The organism is Vogesella sp. XCS3, assembly GCF_020616155.1.
GTDB lineage: Bacteria > Pseudomonadota > Gammaproteobacteria > Burkholderiales > Chromobacteriaceae > Vogesella.
The window spans coordinates 1,621,566-1,637,451 of the sequence record NZ_CP085530.1; the positions used below are offsets into that span (position 1 = coordinate 1,621,566).

The 15,886-nt window shown below is 62.8% G+C and carries 16 protein-coding genes and 1 tRNA gene; 9 read left to right on the forward strand and 8 right to left on the reverse strand.

What is annotated here, in order from left to right; all coding sequences use genetic code 11:
• The first annotated feature begins 38 nt into the window (after positions 1–38).
• From LCH97_RS07700 to LCH97_RS07710, 3 genes are all read left to right on the forward strand, one after another.
• Complete coding sequence (locus LCH97_RS07700; RefSeq protein ID WP_227304737.1) at positions 39–971, forward strand: family 2A encapsulin nanocompartment shell protein; 933 nt, start codon at positions 39–41, stop codon at positions 969–971.
• Positions 946–2,745 carry a family 2A encapsulin nanocompartment cargo protein cysteine desulfurase gene (locus LCH97_RS07705; protein WP_227304741.1) on the forward strand — a complete coding sequence of 600 codons (1,800 nt, stop codon included), beginning with the start codon at positions 946–948 and terminating at the stop codon, positions 2,743–2,745. Before LCH97_RS07700 ends, LCH97_RS07705 begins: the two co-directional genes overlap by 26 nt.
• A gap of 151 nt (positions 2,746–2,896) precedes the next feature.
• A complete protein-coding gene (locus LCH97_RS07710; RefSeq protein ID WP_227304745.1) occupies positions 2,897–3,895 on the forward strand; it encodes a sulfate ABC transporter substrate-binding protein in 999 nt (332 codons plus the stop codon).
• Positions 3,896–3,972: 77 nt separating this feature from the next.
• On the opposite strand, the gene LCH97_RS07715 is transcribed toward LCH97_RS07710, so the two are convergent.
• Positions 3,973–4,869, reverse strand: coding sequence for an EAL domain-containing protein (locus tag LCH97_RS07715; protein WP_227304747.1), 897 nt, complete (start codon positions 4,867–4,869; stop codon positions 3,973–3,975).
• A gap of 258 nt (positions 4,870–5,127) precedes the next feature.
• Between LCH97_RS07715 and tauA the strand changes: the two genes are divergently transcribed.
• From tauA to tauD, 4 genes are read left to right on the forward strand one after another with little or no spacing between them, the layout of a single operon-like run.
• Positions 5,128–6,108, forward strand: a complete 981-nt coding sequence (gene tauA, locus LCH97_RS07720; protein ID WP_227304749.1) for a taurine ABC transporter substrate-binding protein — start codon at positions 5,128–5,130, stop codon at positions 6,106–6,108.
• Positions 6,109–6,121: 13 nt separating this feature from the next.
• Positions 6,122–6,904: a taurine ABC transporter ATP-binding subunit gene (gene tauB / locus LCH97_RS07725; protein WP_370630723.1), complete on the forward strand. Its 783-nt coding sequence runs from the start codon at positions 6,122–6,124 to the stop codon at positions 6,902–6,904.
• Complete coding sequence (gene tauC / locus LCH97_RS07730) at positions 6,904–7,740, forward strand: taurine ABC transporter permease TauC (protein WP_227304752.1); 837 nt, start codon at positions 6,904–6,906, stop codon at positions 7,738–7,740. Before tauB ends, tauC begins: the two co-directional genes overlap by 1 nt.
• 9 nt (positions 7,741–7,749) lie before the next feature.
• Complete coding sequence (gene tauD / locus LCH97_RS07735) at positions 7,750–8,583, forward strand: taurine dioxygenase (RefSeq protein ID WP_227304754.1); 834 nt, start codon at positions 7,750–7,752, stop codon at positions 8,581–8,583.
• Between the two features lie 12 nt (positions 8,584–8,595).
• Here the strand turns inward: tauD and LCH97_RS07740 are convergent, their stop codons facing one another.
• Positions 8,596–9,153, reverse strand: a complete 558-nt coding sequence (locus tag LCH97_RS07740) for a lipocalin family protein (RefSeq protein ID WP_227304756.1) — start codon at positions 9,151–9,153, stop codon at positions 8,596–8,598.
• A gap of 321 nt (positions 9,154–9,474) precedes the next feature.
• Between LCH97_RS07740 and LCH97_RS07745 the strand changes: the two genes are divergently transcribed.
• Complete coding sequence (locus tag LCH97_RS07745) at positions 9,475–10,224, forward strand: SDR family oxidoreductase (RefSeq protein ID WP_227304758.1); 750 nt, start codon at positions 9,475–9,477, stop codon at positions 10,222–10,224.
• A 103-nt stretch (positions 10,225–10,327) separates the two neighbouring features.
• Here the strand turns inward: LCH97_RS07745 and LCH97_RS07750 are convergent, their stop codons facing one another.
• From LCH97_RS07750 to LCH97_RS07765, 4 genes are read right to left on the reverse strand one after another with little or no spacing between them, the layout of a single operon-like run.
• A complete protein-coding gene (locus tag LCH97_RS07750) occupies positions 10,328–11,341 on the reverse strand; it encodes a TRAP transporter substrate-binding protein (protein ID WP_227304760.1) in 1,014 nt (337 codons plus the stop codon).
• A gap of 49 nt (positions 11,342–11,390) precedes the next feature.
• Positions 11,391–12,668 carry a TRAP transporter large permease subunit gene (locus tag LCH97_RS07755; RefSeq protein WP_227304762.1) on the reverse strand — a complete coding sequence of 426 codons (1,278 nt, stop codon included), beginning with the start codon at positions 12,666–12,668 and terminating at the stop codon, positions 11,391–11,393.
• A 10-nt stretch (positions 12,669–12,678) separates the two neighbouring features.
• Positions 12,679–13,194 (reverse strand): TRAP transporter small permease, encoded by a 516-nt coding sequence (locus LCH97_RS07760; RefSeq protein WP_227304764.1) that lies wholly within the window; start codon positions 13,192–13,194, stop codon positions 12,679–12,681.
• Entirely contained in the window at positions 13,187–13,726 is a 540-nt protein-coding gene (locus LCH97_RS07765; RefSeq protein ID WP_227304766.1) for a gluconokinase, read from the reverse strand. The genes LCH97_RS07760 and LCH97_RS07765 overlap by 8 nt, the downstream gene beginning before the upstream one ends.
• Before the next feature lie 187 nt (positions 13,727–13,913).
• On the opposite strand from LCH97_RS07765, the gene LCH97_RS07770 reads away from it, so the two are divergent.
• A complete protein-coding gene (locus LCH97_RS07770) occupies positions 13,914–14,933 on the forward strand; it encodes a LacI family DNA-binding transcriptional regulator (protein ID WP_227304768.1) in 1,020 nt (339 codons plus the stop codon).
• 463 nt (positions 14,934–15,396) lie between these two features.
• Here LCH97_RS07770 and LCH97_RS07775 read toward each other — a convergent pair.
• Together LCH97_RS07775 and LCH97_RS07780 are read right to left on the reverse strand one after the other, a co-directional pair.
• Positions 15,397–15,473 (reverse strand) — tRNA-Met (locus tag LCH97_RS07775).
• Positions 15,474–15,533: 60 nt separating this feature from the next.
• Complete coding sequence (locus LCH97_RS07780; protein ID WP_227304770.1) at positions 15,534–15,719, reverse strand: hypothetical protein; 186 nt, start codon at positions 15,717–15,719, stop codon at positions 15,534–15,536.
• Positions 15,720–15,886 lie beyond the last annotated feature (167 nt).

Below are 15,886 nucleotides of genomic sequence, written 5' to 3' on the forward strand. Positions count from 1 at the left end.
CCCCCTTTCTCCCCAGCAAACCAAAGCAAGGAACCATCATGGCCGAACATCAGGATGTCAAACAGGCACTGGGCGACAACGCCGCCCGCCAGCTGGCGAATGCCACCAAGACCGTACCGCAGCTGTCTACCATCAGCCCGCGCTGGCTGGTACACCTGCTGCAGTGGACCCCGGTAGAGGCGGGTATCTTCCGCCTGAACCGCGTGAAAAACGCCGCCGGCGTACGTGTAGCGTGCTCGCAGCGCGACGAATCCGAGCTGCCACAGACCTTCGTGGACTACGAAGAACAGCCGCGTGAACTGTTCCTGAACGCGGTGACCACCGTGCTGGACGTACACACCCGCGTGTCCGACCTGTACAGCAGCCCGCACGACCAGATCAAGGAACAGCTGCGCCTGACCATCGAAACCATCAAGGAGCGCCAGGAAGCCGAGCTGATCAACAACCCGGAATACGGCCTGCTGGCCAATGTGGACGACAGCCAGCGCATCAGCACGCTGACCGGCGCACCGACCCCGGACGACTTTGACGAGCTGCTGACCAAGGTGTGGAAAGAGCCGGGCTTCTTCCTGGCCCACCCGCTGGCCATTGCCGCCTTCGGCCGCGAGTGCACCCGCCGTGGCGTACCGCCACCAACCGTTAGCCTGTTCGGCTCCCAGTTCATCACCTGGCGCGGCGTGCCCATCATCCCGTCCGACAAACTGCCGATCGACGAAAACGGCAAAACCAAGATCCTGCTACTGCGCGTAGGCGACAAGCGCCAGGGCGTGGTAGGCCTGTACCAGCCGGGCCTGGCCGGCGAACAGAGCCCGGGCCTGTCGGTACGCTTCATGGGCATCAACCGCAACGCCATCGCCTCCTACCTGATTTCGCTGTATTGCTCGCTGGCCGTGCTGACCGAAGATGCGCTGGCCGTGCTCGAAGACGTGGAGATTGGCAAGTACCATGACTATCCAGACACTTACAAGTAAGCCGGACGGCCTGCCGGATGTGGCCGACCTGGCGCGGCTGGCCAACGCCTTCTTCAGTGCGCTACCGGGTGAAACGCCGCCAGATAGCGGTAGCCTGACCCCGCCATCGCCTGCCGCTGCACCGGCCATCCAGCCCTTGCCGGCAAGCGCACCGGCGCCGGCCGCCGGTAGCGGCCTGCGCGACGACGCCGCCTACGCGGTGCCGCAAGGCTACGCCGCTGCCGTGCCGCAGTTGGCCGCAGCGCAGCCGTCGGCCCCGTCGGCAGGTGGCGCGCCCGCCTCGTCGCCGTACTACTTCGTCAGCGAAGCAGGCCGTTACGGCGAGCTGGCCGGCAGCACCCAGGCCGCGCCGCTGCCCGGCGTGGACGACCGTGTTACCGCACAGTCGTTCGGCCTGCCCGGCGAGGACTTCCTGCGCAGCCTGCTGCTGGCCGACAGCCGCCAGCCGGCAACGCCAGCCAGCCCGGCCGCCGCCCCCACCAGCCAGTACTACTTTCTGGAACCGGTGACGCGGCTGGACAAGGCACCGGACTTCGACCGCCAGGTGGCCAGCCGCCAGCACGGCTTTGATGTGAATGCGGTACGCCGCGACTTTCCCATCCTGGCCGAGCGCGTCAACGGCAAGCCGCTGATCTGGCTGGACAACGCCGCCACCACGCACAAGCCGCAATCGGTGATCGACCGTATCTCGTACTTCTATCAGCACGAGAACTCCAACATCCACCGTGCCGCCCACGAGTTGGCCGCACGCGCTACCGATGCCTACGAAGCCGCCCGCAATAAAGTGGCACGCTTCATCGGCGCCGGCAGCCCGGACGAGATCATCTTTGTGCGTGGCGCCACCGAGGCCATCAACCTGGTAGCCAATACCTGGGGCCAGCAGAACATCGGGGCCGGCGACGAGATCATCGTGTCCAACCTGGAGCACCACGCCAATATCGTGCCGTGGCAGCAACTGGCGGCACGGGTGGGCGCGCGCATCCGCGTAATTCCGGTGAATGACAGCGGCCAGATCCTGCTGGACGAGTACCGCAAGCTGCTGAACAGCCGTACCAAGCTGGTGGCCATCACCCAGGTGTCCAACGCGCTGGGCACGGTCACCCCGGTGGCCGAGGTCATCGCGCTGGCGCACGCCGCCGGAGCCCGTGTGCTGGTGGACGGCGCGCAGTCGGTATCGCACCTGCGCGTCAATGTGCAGGCGCTGGACGCAGACTTCTTCGTGTTCTCCGGGCACAAGGTGTTTGCCCCCACCGGCATCGGCGTGGTGTACGGCAAGGCGGTGCTGCTGGACAGCATGCCGCCGTGGCAAGGCGGCGGTAACATGATTGCTGACGTCACTTTCGAAAAGACGCTGTACCAGCCGGCGCCCAACAAGTTTGAAGCCGGCACCGGCAACATTGCCGACGCTGTGGGCCTGGGCGCCGCCATCGACTACGTGGAGCGCATCGGCCTGGACAACATCGCGCGCTACGAGCACGACCTGCTGGTGTACGCCACGCACGGCCTGCAGGGCGTGCCGGGGCTGCGGCTGATCGGTACAGCAGCGAACAAGGCCAGCGTGCTGTCCTTCGTGCTGCCGGGCTACCGCACCGAAGAGGTTGGCCGCGCGCTGAACCAGGAAGGCATCGCGGTGCGCTCCGGCCACCACTGCGCCCAGCCCATCCTGCGCCGCTTCGGCCTGGAAGCCACCGTGCGCCCGTCGCTGGCGTTCTACAACACCTGCGAAGAAGTCGATACGCTGGTGGCGGTACTGCACCGTCTGGCGCGCCGTTAATCAGCACTTGCCCTACCCGGCCCGGCCAGCACATGGCCGGGCTTTTTACGCCTATCGCTTTGCCAGCCTATCAATATGCAAATCAGCTTTTCTTGGTTCGGCACGGCCAAGCCGCCCCGTACACTGCCAGCATCACCATAAGGAGCACACCATGACGCTACGCCGTACGCTTGTTTCCACCCTGCTGGTTTCGCTGCTGTCACCGCTGGCCCTGGCAGATGTCAGCCTGCTGAACGTGTCCTACGACCCGACACGCGAGCTGTATCAGGACTTTAACGTGGCCTTTGCCAAATACTGGAAAGCCAAGACCGGCGAAACAGTGACCGTGAAGCAGTCGCATGGTGGCTCCGGCAAACAGGCGCGCTCGGTGATCGATGGCCTGGAGGCCGACGTGGTGACGCTGGCGTTATCCAACGATATCGACGAGCTGCATAAAAACGGCGGCCTGGTACCGGCCAACTGGCAAAGCCGCCTGCCCCACAACAGCACACCGTATAGCTCCACCATCGTGCTGCTGGTACGCAAGGGCAACCCCAAGAGCATCAAGGACTGGAACGATCTGGCACGCCCGGGGGTAGAAGTGATCGCGCCAAACCCGAAAACCGGTGGCGGTGCACGCTGGAACTACCTGGCAGCCTGGGGCTATGCGCTGAAACAGCCCGGCGGCAATGACGCCAGCGCCCGCGAGCTGGTGAAAAAAATCTATCAGAACGTGAAGGTACTGGACTCCGGTGCCCGCGGCTCGCTGGTGAGCTTCTCGCAACGCAATATCGGCGACGTACTGATCTCGTGGGAAAACGAAGCCTATCTGGCCACCAAGGAGCTGGGCCCGGACAAGTTCGACATTGTGGTACCGTCGATCTCCATTCTGGCCGAACCGCCGGTGAGCATCGTGGACAAGGTGGTAGACAAGCGTGGCACCCGCAAAGTGGCCGAAGCCTACCTGCAGTATCTGTACAGCCCGGAAGGCCAGGAGCTGGCGGCGGCCAACTACTACCGCCCGCGCGACCCGAAAGTGGCTGCCAAATACGCCGGTAAATTTGCCAAGGTAAAACTGTTTACCATCGACCAGGTATTCGGCGGCTGGGCCAAGGCACAAAAAGTGCATTTTGACGACGGCGCCATTTTTGACCAGATCATTACCCGCTAAACCGCGCTGCGGCTGCTAATAAGTGGCCGCACAGCAATAAACCCCGGCATGCCGGGGTTTATTATTTGGCAGGCTGATTAAACAGCCGGCTGTGACAGGGTGATCTCAGGTAAAGAGGCTTCCTCTGGTAACGATGCCACATCCAGCGCCAATTGCTGGCTCACCCATTGCCCGGCATAAAAGCGGGCACCCATCTGGTGGGCGATGGCCAGCATATTGCCACAGACAATTTCTTCCACCCCCAGCACATAACCCTGCTCCACCAGCTGTGGCATCAGCTGTAGCAGCTGCTCGCGCACCTGCGGGTACATGATGGCGCGGCGGATAAAGCGCGGTGCCAGGCAGACAAAATCCGGCTCCAGCAGCCATAGCCGGTGCAGGTCGTGCGGGCTTTCGCCAAAGCCGCCCAGCCCTACCTGATGAGCGTGCTCGCGGTAGCGTTGCATCAGGGCGCGGCCAACGTCAGTGGTATCGGGGTCGATAAACAGCAAAAACAGCACCTGGCTACTGGCTAGCCCCAGGCCCTGTAACAGCTGGGTCGTGAAATCCACGATACGGTCGCTGAAAGCGTGGCAAATGCGCGGGTCGAGGTCGATACGCAGCGGCAGCGCACGGCCGTTGCGGCCCAGGTGGTTAAGCAAATGCAGGATGCGGATCAGCTTCAGCAGTGCTACCGCCTTGGTTTCGGCGTAATTCATGGCAAACAGCCAGTCTGCCGGCAGCGTCTGCCCAAACTGGCCGTGGATACGCAAACGCGCTGCCATATAAACCGTCTGGTAGCCCTCGGCATCGGCTTGTACCACGGGGAAGAACTCGCTGCTGAGCCACCAGCCATCAAAAGCGGCAAACACCTCTTTATCGTTCCAGCCTAGCCGGTAGCTGCCTGGCAGGTCTGCCAGCAAGCCCTGACAATACTGTAGTAACGCAGGGGCGAAACCCGCTGGCGTTGTCTTGCTCTTTTTAAAGCGTTTCATTCCAAGGATTCAATAAGAGCGCAATGCCATTAATGTAGGCGCTTTTATTCAGCAACTATATAAGCAATTCAGATAAGCTCTGTCGCAATCCGCAAATACACGACCAAACCCTGACAAAACAAGCAGCTGCGACTTATTCAATTTAATGAATAGCTTTATAAAAATGCTGCGATATATATTGCGGCATTACTTATTTCCACCATGTGTCACTTTTACTTCTAATAGGGGCAACACACCGACACACACAAGGATTGAACCATGACCCGCCCCAGCCTCACCGCCCTGTTTGTTTCCCTGGCTTTCGCCTCCGGCATCGCCCTGGCCGAAGACGTCACCATTGCCTACCAGACCGGCATCGACCCGTCCAAGGTGCCGCAAGCCAATGGCGAGTACGAGAAAGCCACCGGCGCCAAGATCAACTGGCGCAAGTTTGAAAGCGGTGCCGAAGTGGTGGCGGCGGTAGCCTCCGGCGACGTACCGATCGGCAATATCGGCAGCAGCCCGCTGGCCGCTGCAGCCAGCCGTGGCCTGCCTATCCAGACCTTCCTGATCACCGGCGTCATCGGCGAATCCGAAGCGCTGGTAGTGCGTAACGGCAGCAACATCAGCAAGCCGGCCGACCTGGTCGGCAAAAAAGTAGCCGTACCGTACGTATCCACCACCCATTACAGCCTGCTGGCCGCGCTGAAACACTGGAAAGTAGACGCCAGCAAGGTAAACATCCTCAACCTGCGCCCTAGCGAGATTGCTGCCGCCTGGCAGCGTGGCGATATCGACGCCGCCTACGTGTGGGACCCGGCGCTGGGCAAGGTCAAAGCCAGCGGCAAGGTGCTGACCAGCTCGGCAGAAGTCAGCAAATGGGGCGCCCCCACCTATGACCTGTGGATCGTGCGCAAAGACTTTGCCGAGAAAAACCCGGCCTTCCTGAAACAGTTTGCCAAGGTTACCGGCGCCGTATTCGACCGTTACAACAAAGACCCGAAAGCGTTCGCCAATGATGCGGCCAACGTAGAAAAGATCGCCCGCCTCACCGGCAGCAAGCCGGAAGAAGTAGCAGCCCTGCTGCCGGGCAACAAGTACCCGTCGCTGAAAGAGCAAAGCGCACTGCTGCAAAAGCCGTTCGTGAAAGCCGTCACCGATACCGCTGCCTTCCTGAAGTCGCAAGGCAAGGTGGACAGCCTGCAGCCGGACTACAGCCCATTTGTTACCAACCAGTTCGTCAACGCAGCGCAAAAGTAAGCGGGGAGCCAGCATGAGCCTGCTACAAGCACACAATCTGGGGGTGACCTACCCCGGCCAGGCCAGCCCGGCGCTGCAGCACGTATCGCTGCAGCTGGGCGAAGGCGACCTGGTGGTGGCGCTGGGGCCGTCCGGCTGCGGCAAGTCCACACTACTGGGCGTGCTGGCAGGCTTCATCGCCCCCAGCGAAGGCAGCGTCAGCTTTGACGGCCAGCCGGTGGTGGCGCCAGGGGTAGAGCGCGCCGTGGTGTTCCAGCACGATGCGCTACTGCCATGGCTGAACGTGGCCGACAACGTGGCCTTCGGCCTGAAGCTGCAAGGCGTGGACAAGGCCCGGCGCGAGCGCGTGGTAGCCGACACGCTGCAGCTGGTGGGCCTGGCCGACGTTGGCCGCAAGTACACCTGGCAGCTGTCTGGCGGCATGCGCCAGCGCGTGGGCATTGCCCGCGCCATCGCCAGCCAGAGCAAGATCTTGCTGATGGACGAACCGTTCGGCGCGCTGGATGCCTTTACCCGCGAACAGATGCAGCAACTGCTGCTGTCGGTGTGGCAACACGCCGGGCGCGGCATCTTCCTGATTACCCACGACATCGAAGAAGCGCTGTTTCTGGCCACCGAGCTGGTGCTGATGTCGCCCGGCCCCGGCCGCATTGTGCAGCGGCTGCGCCCCGGCTTTAGCCAGCGCTACCGCGACGGCGAGGACGTGCGCACCATCAAGTCCGACCCGGCCTTCATCGCCCTGCGCGAGCAACTGCTGCGCAGCCTGTTTGCCCAACGCCAAGCGGAGGCCGCCTGATGTCTGCTAACGAACACACCCTGATACGCATCCCTGACACCCTGCCCACCAGCCAACGTAGCCGCCGCCCGCTCTCCCCCACGCAATGGAGCCTGATCAGCATCGGCAGCATTACCCTGCTGTGGTGGGCGATTACCGCCAGCGGCCTGGTGCCGGCGCTGTTCCTGCCGCCCCCCGGCGATGTGTTGGCCAAATTCGGCACCCTGGTCGGCAGCGGTTATATGGACGCCACGCTGCAACAACACCTGTGGGCCAGCCTGCAACGCATCGTGCTAGCGCTGTTGGCCGCGGTGGCTGTTGGCATTCCGGTGGGCATTGCCATTGGCACCTTCCCGCGCGTACGCCACCTGCTGGACCCGCTGATCGAGTTCTACCGGCCGCTGCCGCCGCTGGCCTACCTGCCGCTGATCGTGATCTGGTTCGGCATTGGCGAGCTGTCGAAGGTGTTGCTGATTTTCCTGGCCATTCTGGCGCCGGTGCTGATCGCCACTGCCCACGGTGTGGGCAGCGTCAGCACCGTGCGCCAGCAGGCGGCGCTGTCGCTGGGTGCCAGCCGCGGCCAACTGCTGCGCTACGTGATCCTGCCTGGCGCCCTGCCCGACATCCTCACCGGCATCCGCATCGGCCTGGGCGCCGGCTGGAGCACGCTGGTGGCCGCCGAGCTCATCGCCGCCACGCAGGGCCTGGGTTTCATGATCCAGTCCGCCGCGCAGTTTCTGGTCACCGACGTGGTGGTGCTGGGCATCATCGTCATCGCCCTGGTGGCCTTTGCGCTGGAGCTGGGCCTGCGCCGCCTGCAGCGCCGCCTCACCCCCTGGCACGGCCAGACCCATTAAGGAGTAGTCATGAGCTTGCGCTTTACCCGCCTCAGCCCGGCGCTGGGGGCCATTGTGGAAGGTTTTGACCTTGCCACCCCGCTAAACGATGAACTGCGCCAGCGCATCAGCGATGCCCTGCTGGCACACCAGGTGCTGTTCTTCCGTGGCCAGGACGTGAGCCCGCAGCAGCAGCGCGATTTTGCCGCCTGGTTTGGCGACCTGCACATTCACCCGCTGTACCCGAAGATAGACGACACACCGCAGATCATGGTGCTGGACACCGCGCTGAACGACCTGCGCGACAACGCCATCTGGCACACTGACGTGACCTTCATCGACACCCCGCCGCTGGGCTCGGTACTTGTGGCGCGCAAGCTGCCCGAGTACGGCGGCGATACGCTGTGGGCCAGCGGCACCGCCGCCTGGCGCGGGCTGTCGCCCTACTTCCAGCAGCTGCTGGACGGCCTCACCGCCACGCACGACTTCACCAAATCGTTCCCGCTGTCGCGTTTCGGCAATACGCCGGAGGCGCTGGCCAACTACGAGGCAACCCGCCGCAAGACACCGCCGGTGGTGCACCCGGTGATCCGTACCCACCCGGTAACCGGCGAAAAAGCGCTGTTTGTCAGCGACGGTTTCACCACCCACATCAACGAGCTGGAACCAGCCGAAAGCCAGGCGGTACTGCAGTTCCTGTTTGCCCACTTTGCCAAGCCGGAATACAGCGTGCGCTGGCGCTGGCAGCCGGGCGACGTGGCATTCTGGGACAACCGCGTCACCCAGCATTACGCGGTGGACGACTACCGCCCGGCGCACCGCATCATGCACCGCGCCACCATTCTGGGCGACAAGCCGTTCTAACGTTAAGCGGCTCTAGTTGGCCGCCGCGGCGTCGTCACCACGCTGCTGGCTGCCCCAGATCAGCTTGTCGGTATCAAAACCCAGCCCCCGCGCCTGCACTAGCAGGCGCGTTTTCACGTCGTCCGGCAGCTGGCGGTCGCGGGCCAGCAGCCACAAATAGCTGCGGTCGTTGCCGGCCACCATCGCCCAGCGGTAGGCCGGGTCCAGCGCCACCACGTGGTAGCCGCCGTAAAACGGGCCGAAAAATGACACCTTCAGCGAGGCGGTGGCCGGGTCAGTATTGAAATACGCCCGCCCCAGCGCCTGCTGCCAGCGGCCACTGGCAGTATCAAAGCCACGGTTAAGCACCGCCACGCTGCCGTCGGCCTGCGGCGTGTAAGTGGCGCGCACGTCGCTCATATCGCGCTCGAAGCGGTGGTCCAGCCGTGCAATCTCGTACCACTGCCCGCTGTAGCGCTGCAGCTCAAAACCGCTTACCGGCTGGATGCCGGGCGGGGGCAAGGTGCTGCACGCAGTCAGCGTCCAGGCCAGGCTGGCCAGCAGCAAAAAGTAGCGACGTCGGATTGGCATGATGGAAGGCTCCGGTTGACTAAGGTTGGCCGCACCCGGCAAGCCCGAGTGCAAGCGCCTTGCAGCATGAGGGCAGCGCCGCCAAAGCTCAATAGCTCACCAGCCCACGGCTACGCCCCTTGGCAAAAGTGTACCTAGCGATGACAGGAAGGCTCGCCGGCAAAACATGGCACATTCATCAGCACCGCCGGGCACGCACCCGCACACCCAGCCACTGACACTATCCGTCACAGCCTGCCGCCAGGAAACAGCGCAAGAATCGGGCTGCCACAAGCCTGCGCCACCCTTACAGTGCCCCTGTCACTCACACAGGAGCACCCCATGACACTGCTACAAGACAAGGTTGCCATCGTCACCGGCGCCTCGGCCGGCATCGGCGCCACCACCGCCCGCTTATTGGTTGCACACGGCGCAGCCGTAGTACTGAATGCCCGGCAAGCGGGCCCACTGCAAACACTGGCAGCCGAACTGATTGCCACCGGCGGCCGCGTCTGCGTGGTAGCGGGTGACGTTACCCGCGCCGACACCCACCAGCGCTGCGTGGACGCCGCATTGCAACACTTCGGCGGCCTGGATATCGCCATCAACAACGCCGGCAGCACCGGCGCCATACGGCCGCTGGCCGAGCTGCAAGCCGACGAATGGGACGCCACGCTGCAAAGCAACCTCGGCGCAGCGTTTCTGGCAGCACGGGCGCAGATCCCGGCCATGCTGCTACGCGGCGGTGGCGCCATGGTATTTACCAGCAGCTTTGTCGGCAGCAGTGTGGGCTTGCCGGGCATGGCGGCCTACGGCGCGGCCAAGGCCGGCTTGATGGGGCTGGTGAAAGGCATTACCGCCGATTACGCGGCACAGGGTATACGCGCCAACGCGGTACTGCCTGGCGGCACGCTGACCGCTATGGCTGGCGACGAGGCGCAACAGGCGTGGGCTGCCGGCCTGCACGCCATGAAGCGCTTGGCGCAGCCGGCAGAAATCGCGGCCGCCATCGTCTTCCTGGCCAGCCCGATGGCCAGCTTTGTGGCTGGCTCGGCCCTGTACGCCGATGGCGGTAATGCCGCCGTAAAGTAAACGGGTAGTCAGACTTTTCCGTGTGGTACGGCTTGTCCGTAAAAGGTAAAGCGGGGCCGGATCGTTTGCATCCCGCCCCCAACCTGGCATTTTACTCAGCCACCTAGCGCGCCTGCGCCAGCGCGCCCTGCAGCGCCTTCAGTACCTCGCCACCACCGTTGGCCGCAAAGCGGTCGAACGCCGGCTTGGCCTTGTCGCGCATGCGCTTGAGCTCGGCGTCGCTCACCTTGTTGATCTGCATGCCCTGCTGCGTCAGGAAGCTGACGCTACGCATGGCCTCGGCGCGGGTATCCTTGCGCTCGAAGGCGCGCGATACCACGGCAGCGTCCTGCAGGATCTTCTGCTCGTCACGCGACAGGCCGTCCCACCATTTCTTGCTGACCGTCACCACCCACGGGCTGTAGACGTGCTTGGTAATGGACAGGTACTTCTGCACCTCGTAGAACTTGCTGGACTGGATGGTGTTCACCGGGTTTTCCTGGCCGTCCACCGCCCGCGTTTCCAGCGCGGTAAACAGCTCGGCAAAGGCCAGCGGCACCGCGTTGGCGCCAAAGCTGTTGAACATGTCGATGTATACCGGGTTTTGCATCACACGCAGCTTGATACCCTGGAAATCCTCGAAGCGGGTAATCGGGCGCTTGGTGTTGGTCACGTTGCGAAAGCCGTTTTCCCAGTACACCAACCCCACCATGCCCTTGGCCGGCAGGCGCGTCAGCAGCGACTGGCCGAAGGCACCGTCCAGCACCTTGTCCGCCTCCTGCTCGTTGGTAAACAGGAACGGCAAGTCGTACACGCCAAAGTCCTTCTCCACGCCCACCAGCGTGGCGGTGGAGCCCACCATCATCTCTTGCGCGCCGCCGATCAGTGCGTTCTGCATCTGCACGTCGTTGCCCAGCGTGGCCGAGGCAAAGCCTTTTACTTTCAGCTTACCGCCGGAGCGCTTGGCCACTTCGTCGGCAAATACCTTCACCGCGCGGCCCTGGTTGCTGTCTTCGGCCAGGCCGTAGCCAAAGCGGATCAGGCGCGGCTTGATGTCGGCCGCCTGCGCCAGCGGCGCGGCCAGGAAACCGGCGGCCAACAGGCCGGCCAGCAGGGGTTTGAACAGCAGGGTTGTCATGGGTCTCTCCTTGATTTGTGTTGTCACGACAGCAGCGTTGGCCCGCAGGCTAACGGAAAAACTTGGCCGGCACGGTGACCAGCTCGGGCACCGCCACCAACAGGGCCAGCAGCGCCAGATACACGCCCAGGAAGGGCAGCACGCCGCGGGTGGCGGATTCCAGCGAAATGCGGGCAATGCCGCACACCACGTTCAGCACCGTGCATACCGGCGGGGTAATCAGGCCGATGGAGCCCACCAGGATGAACATCACGCCGAAGTAAGTCGGGTCGATGCCGGCTTGCAGCACCAGCGGCATCATCACCGGGCCCAGTACCAGGATGGTGGGGGTCAGGTCCATCACGATGCCCACCAGCAACAGCAGCAGCATCATGGCGGCCATCAGCATGCGCGGTTGTTCCATCAGCGGGCCCAGCATCTGGCCGATCTGCGCCGGCAAGTCGGCCAGCGTGATCATGTACGACGACACCATGGCTGCCGCGCACAGGAACATCACGGTGGCGGTGGTACGGGCAGCGTGCACGAATACCGGCTGCAGTGCCGGCAGCTTCAGCTCGCGGTACACCAGCAGGCTCACCAGCAGCGAATACACCGCCGCCACTACGGCGGCCTCGGTCGGCGTGAACACGCCGAATTTCAGGCCACCAATAATGATCACCGGCAGCATCAGCGCCCAGATACCATCCAGCAGCGCGTGGCGGCGCTGTGCCCAGCTCTGGCGCGGCTGCGGCTTCACCTGCATGCCGCGCGATACCCACAGCCAGGTAAGAACCAGCCCCACGCCCATCAGCAGGCCGGGCACGATGCCGGCCAAAAACAGCGCGGTAATCGAGGTATTGGTGGTGACGCCGAAAATGATGAACGGCATGCTGGGCGGGATGATGGGCGCGATGATGCCGCCAGAGGCAATCAGGCCGGAGGCGCGGCCAACCGGGTAGCCGTTGTCGCGCATCATCGGAATCAGCAAGGTGGCCAGCGCGGCGGTGTCGGCGATGGCGGAGCCGGACAGGCTGGCCAGCAGTACCGAGGCGGCAATCGCCACAAAGCCCAGCCCGCCCTGGATATGGCCGACAAAGGCCACCGCCAGGTTGATGATGCGGCGCGAAATGCCGCCGGCGTTCATCAGCTCGCCGGCCAATATAAAGAACGGCACCGCCATCAGCGGAAAGCTGTCGGCCCCGGACAACAGGTTCTGCGCAATCAGCTGCGCGTCGAAAAAATCCAGGTGAAACATCAGCGCTACCCCGGTCAGGATCAGCGCAAAAGCCACCGGCATGCCCAGGGCCATGCCGGCAAACAGTACAGACAAGAAGATTGCGATGGTCATCGGGTGTCCTTTACAGATCCTGGCCGCCGGTGGCGTCGGGGTTGCCCGGAATGTGCGCCTGCGGGTGGCCCAGCAGGATGCGCAGCAGGTTCAGGCCCAAGAGCAGCAGCATGGCGATAGCGCACAGCAGGCCGGCGCCGGAAAACAGCGCCATCGGAAAGCCCAGCACCGTGGAATAGGTTTGCAGGCCGATCAGCGTCTGCTGCCAGCTGCCTTGCAGAAACAGCACCAGCACGTACAGCATCAGGCCATGGCTGAGCAGCGCACACAGGCGGCGCCAGCGCGGGGCCAGCCTGGCCTGCACCATTTCCACCCCCAGGTGTGCGTGCTGGCGGGTAGCCAGGATGGCGCCCAGAAACACCAGCCACACGAACATCAGCCGCGACACCTCTTCGGCCGAAGCGATGCCCGAGTCAAACACATAGCGCAGCACCACATTGCCGAACACCAACAGCACCATGACCGCCAGCGCCAGCGCCAGCAGCCATTCGATTACCCGCTCGCAGCGGGACAGCAGCTTATGCATGGGAACTCCTTGTCTGTGTCGTAAGGCGGGCGACCACGCCGGCCACCAGCTCGGCCACCAGCTCGGCCACCGGCAGACGGATATCGGCTTCGATAGCGCCCTCCTGCGGCTGCGGTGGTTCCAGGTCGGCCAGCTGGCTATCGATCAGTGCCAGCGGCATGAAATGGCCCTGGCGGGCACGCATACGCGCCTCGATCAGCGCGCGATCGCCCTTCAGGTACACAAAGGCCAGGCCGGGGCAGCCCTCGCGCAGCAGGTCGCGGTAGCGGCGCTTCAGCGCCGAACAGGACAACACCACCCCTTCTCCGGCGGCGGCCGCCTGCAGCAACTGGCTGCGCAGCGCCTGCAGCCATTGATGGCGATCGTCATCGGTCAGCGGAATGCCTGCTTCCATCCGCGCCACATTGGCAGGCGGGTGAAAATCATCGCCCTCTATAAAGCGTGCGCCCAGCGCGGTGGCCAGCCTGCGGCCAACCTCGCTCTTGCCGCTGCCGCATACGCCCATCACTACCAGCATCGTTTGCCTTGTCATGTTAGCGTTAACATTTGGGAGTCAAAAAAATGCCACCGCAGTGGCCCTGCCGCACGTCAGCGGGGAGCTGGCGTTTGGCCGGATGCAAAGTTAGCGCTAACATAAACCCCTGTAAAGCAGATTTGATCGTGCAGCGCAGCAAACTCTGCGCTCCCGACATCCACCACCTCCCGCTAGAATGAGCGCCATGACAGACCGCAAACCCCGTGCCGGCCAAAGCCGTGTCACCCTGAACGATGTTGCCGCCCATGTCGGCGTCAGCGCCATCACCATCTCCCGCGCGCTCAACAAGCCGGCCCTGGTTACCGACAGCCTGCGCCAGCGTATCGACGACGCCGTGCGCCAGCTGGGCTACGTGCCCAACCGCGCGGCCCGCTCGCTGGCTTCGGCACGGTCTCACAGCGTGGTAGTCCTGGTGCCGTCGCTGTCCAACGCCGTGTTCGTTGACACACTCGCCGCCATACACGACACGCTTTACCCCTGCGGCTACCAGATGCTTATCGGCGACACGCGCTACGCGCCGCAAGACGAAGAAAAGCTGCTGCGCACTTATCTGGAATACAACCCCGACGGCATCCTGCTCACCGGTTTCGATCAAAACGACGCCGCCAGCACCCTGTTGCGCAGTGCCAACATCCCTACCGTACACATGATGGAGCTGGATGACAGCGGCCGTTACTGCGTAGGGTTTTCGCAATTCGACAGCGGCTACGCACTAACCCGCCTGCTACTGGACAAAGGCTACCGCCGTATTGGCTTCCTGGCTGCACAGCTAGACCCGCGTACCATCAAGCGTGGCGAAGGCTATCGTGCTGCGCTGCGCGAAGCCGGGCTGTACCAGCCACACCGCGAAATTGCCGAAGCGCAACCGTCGTCGGTGGGCCAGGGCGCGCGGCTACTGGACGAGCTGCTGCGCCAAGCACCGGACTGCGACGCCATCTTCTGCAATAACGACGACCTGGCGCTAGGGGTGATGTTCGAGTGCCAGCGCCGCCACATCGCCGTACCGCAACAGCTGGCCATCGCCGGCTTCAACAACCTGGACATGTCAGCATGGACCAACCCGGCGCTGACCACAGTAGCCACCCCGCGCTATGCGATTGGTGCTGCTGCGGCCAACATGCTGCTGACACTGATGGCAGGTGAACAGCCCGCGCAAGCGCTACAAGATCTTGGCTTCAAATTACTTGTCAGAGGCAGTACCTAGCCCCCTCAACGTAGCAATGACCGCCCCCGGTCATTTGCGTACCGTGGTGTAACCGGCGGCAGTGATGGCATCAGATACAAGCGGCAGGTGAACGCTTTGTGTACAGGCAAATACAAGATGGCCGCCCCAGGGTGGCCATACGCAGCGGGTGGATTTTTGCTCGGGGGGTGAAAAACCGTCAGCCCTAGCAGGCAGATTGGGCCAAGGCCAGTTGACGGGCAAGATGGTATCTACCGTGCTTTTCTTGCCATTGATGTGACGCCACTAACACCAAACTTGACTACCAGCCGGTGACGGCAGCATGCAGCTTGTGTCCAAATGGTCAAAAGTGCTTTGCCAAAAACGTGCTGCGGGCACGGCTTAGGCACAGAAATGGGCACAGAAGCCGGTCTGTGCCTAAAACGGAGCAGAGAAAACGCAAAACCCCTGATTCAATTTTTCAATTGAATCAGGGGTTTGTGTTTGGTTGCGGGAGCAGGATTTGAACCTACGACCTTCGGGTTATGAGCCCGACGAGCTACCAGACTGCTCCATCCCGCGACAGAGAGGAGCAACTATATCTTTACTGCACTTCCGCGTCAAGCTTTTTACAAAAATAACTTATGCTGCCGTCTGTACGTAGGCGTTGGCCGGGTACATAACGCTCTCCACACCCGCGGGTGTGCGCATGGTCACTTCGTAACGGCGGCCTACTGCACGCACGTCCATCACCTCGAAACGCAGCTCTTCACCTTTATCGGTGATTTCCAGGATGCTATGGCCTGGCTCCAGTTGGTTAATACGCATTGTCTATTTCCTTTTCAGTTTTCATTCTTGTTATGAACTATTGGTAAAACAGCTTGAAGCTACAGGACACCATACACAGTGTCAAAGACATTGACCATACGTAGGACTACGTGGTTCCCGCGTAGTGTCAAACAGCTTAGCAGCGGCAAATGAACGCCGGATGACAG

What these genes read in the sequence shown, in the direction of transcription:
- LCH97_RS07700 (WP_227304737.1), top strand. Translation starts at nt 39, where the DNA reads ATGGCCGAACATCAGGATGTCAAACAGGCACTGGGCGACAACGCCGCC.
- LCH97_RS07705 (WP_227304741.1), top strand. Translation starts at nt 946, where the DNA reads ATGACTATCCAGACACTTACAAGTAAGCCGGACGGCCTGCCGGATGTG.
- LCH97_RS07710 (WP_227304745.1), top strand. Translation starts at nt 2,897, where the DNA reads ATGACGCTACGCCGTACGCTTGTTTCCACCCTGCTGGTTTCGCTGCTG.
- LCH97_RS07715 (WP_227304747.1), bottom strand. Translation starts at nt 4,869, where the DNA reads ATGAAACGCTTTAAAAAGAGCAAGACAACGCCAGCGGGTTTCGCCCCT.
- tauA (WP_227304749.1), top strand. Translation starts at nt 5,128, where the DNA reads ATGACCCGCCCCAGCCTCACCGCCCTGTTTGTTTCCCTGGCTTTCGCC.
- tauB (WP_370630723.1), top strand. Translation starts at nt 6,122, where the DNA reads ATGAGCCTGCTACAAGCACACAATCTGGGGGTGACCTACCCCGGCCAG.
- tauC (WP_227304752.1), top strand. Translation starts at nt 6,904, where the DNA reads ATGTCTGCTAACGAACACACCCTGATACGCATCCCTGACACCCTGCCC.
- tauD (WP_227304754.1), top strand. Translation starts at nt 7,750, where the DNA reads ATGAGCTTGCGCTTTACCCGCCTCAGCCCGGCGCTGGGGGCCATTGTG.
- LCH97_RS07740 (WP_227304756.1), bottom strand. Translation starts at nt 9,153, where the DNA reads ATGCCAATCCGACGTCGCTACTTTTTGCTGCTGGCCAGCCTGGCCTGG.
- LCH97_RS07745 (WP_227304758.1), top strand. Translation starts at nt 9,475, where the DNA reads ATGACACTGCTACAAGACAAGGTTGCCATCGTCACCGGCGCCTCGGCC.
- LCH97_RS07750 (WP_227304760.1), bottom strand. Translation starts at nt 11,341, where the DNA reads ATGACAACCCTGCTGTTCAAACCCCTGCTGGCCGGCCTGTTGGCCGCC.
- LCH97_RS07755 (WP_227304762.1), bottom strand. Translation starts at nt 12,668, where the DNA reads ATGACCATCGCAATCTTCTTGTCTGTACTGTTTGCCGGCATGGCCCTG.
- LCH97_RS07760 (WP_227304764.1), bottom strand. Translation starts at nt 13,194, where the DNA reads ATGCATAAGCTGCTGTCCCGCTGCGAGCGGGTAATCGAATGGCTGCTG.
- LCH97_RS07765 (WP_227304766.1), bottom strand. Translation starts at nt 13,726, where the DNA reads ATGACAAGGCAAACGATGCTGGTAGTGATGGGCGTATGCGGCAGCGGC.
- LCH97_RS07770 (WP_227304768.1), top strand. Translation starts at nt 13,914, where the DNA reads ATGACAGACCGCAAACCCCGTGCCGGCCAAAGCCGTGTCACCCTGAAC.
- LCH97_RS07780 (WP_227304770.1), bottom strand. Translation starts at nt 15,719, where the DNA reads ATGCGTATTAACCAACTGGAGCCAGGCCATAGCATCCTGGAAATCACC.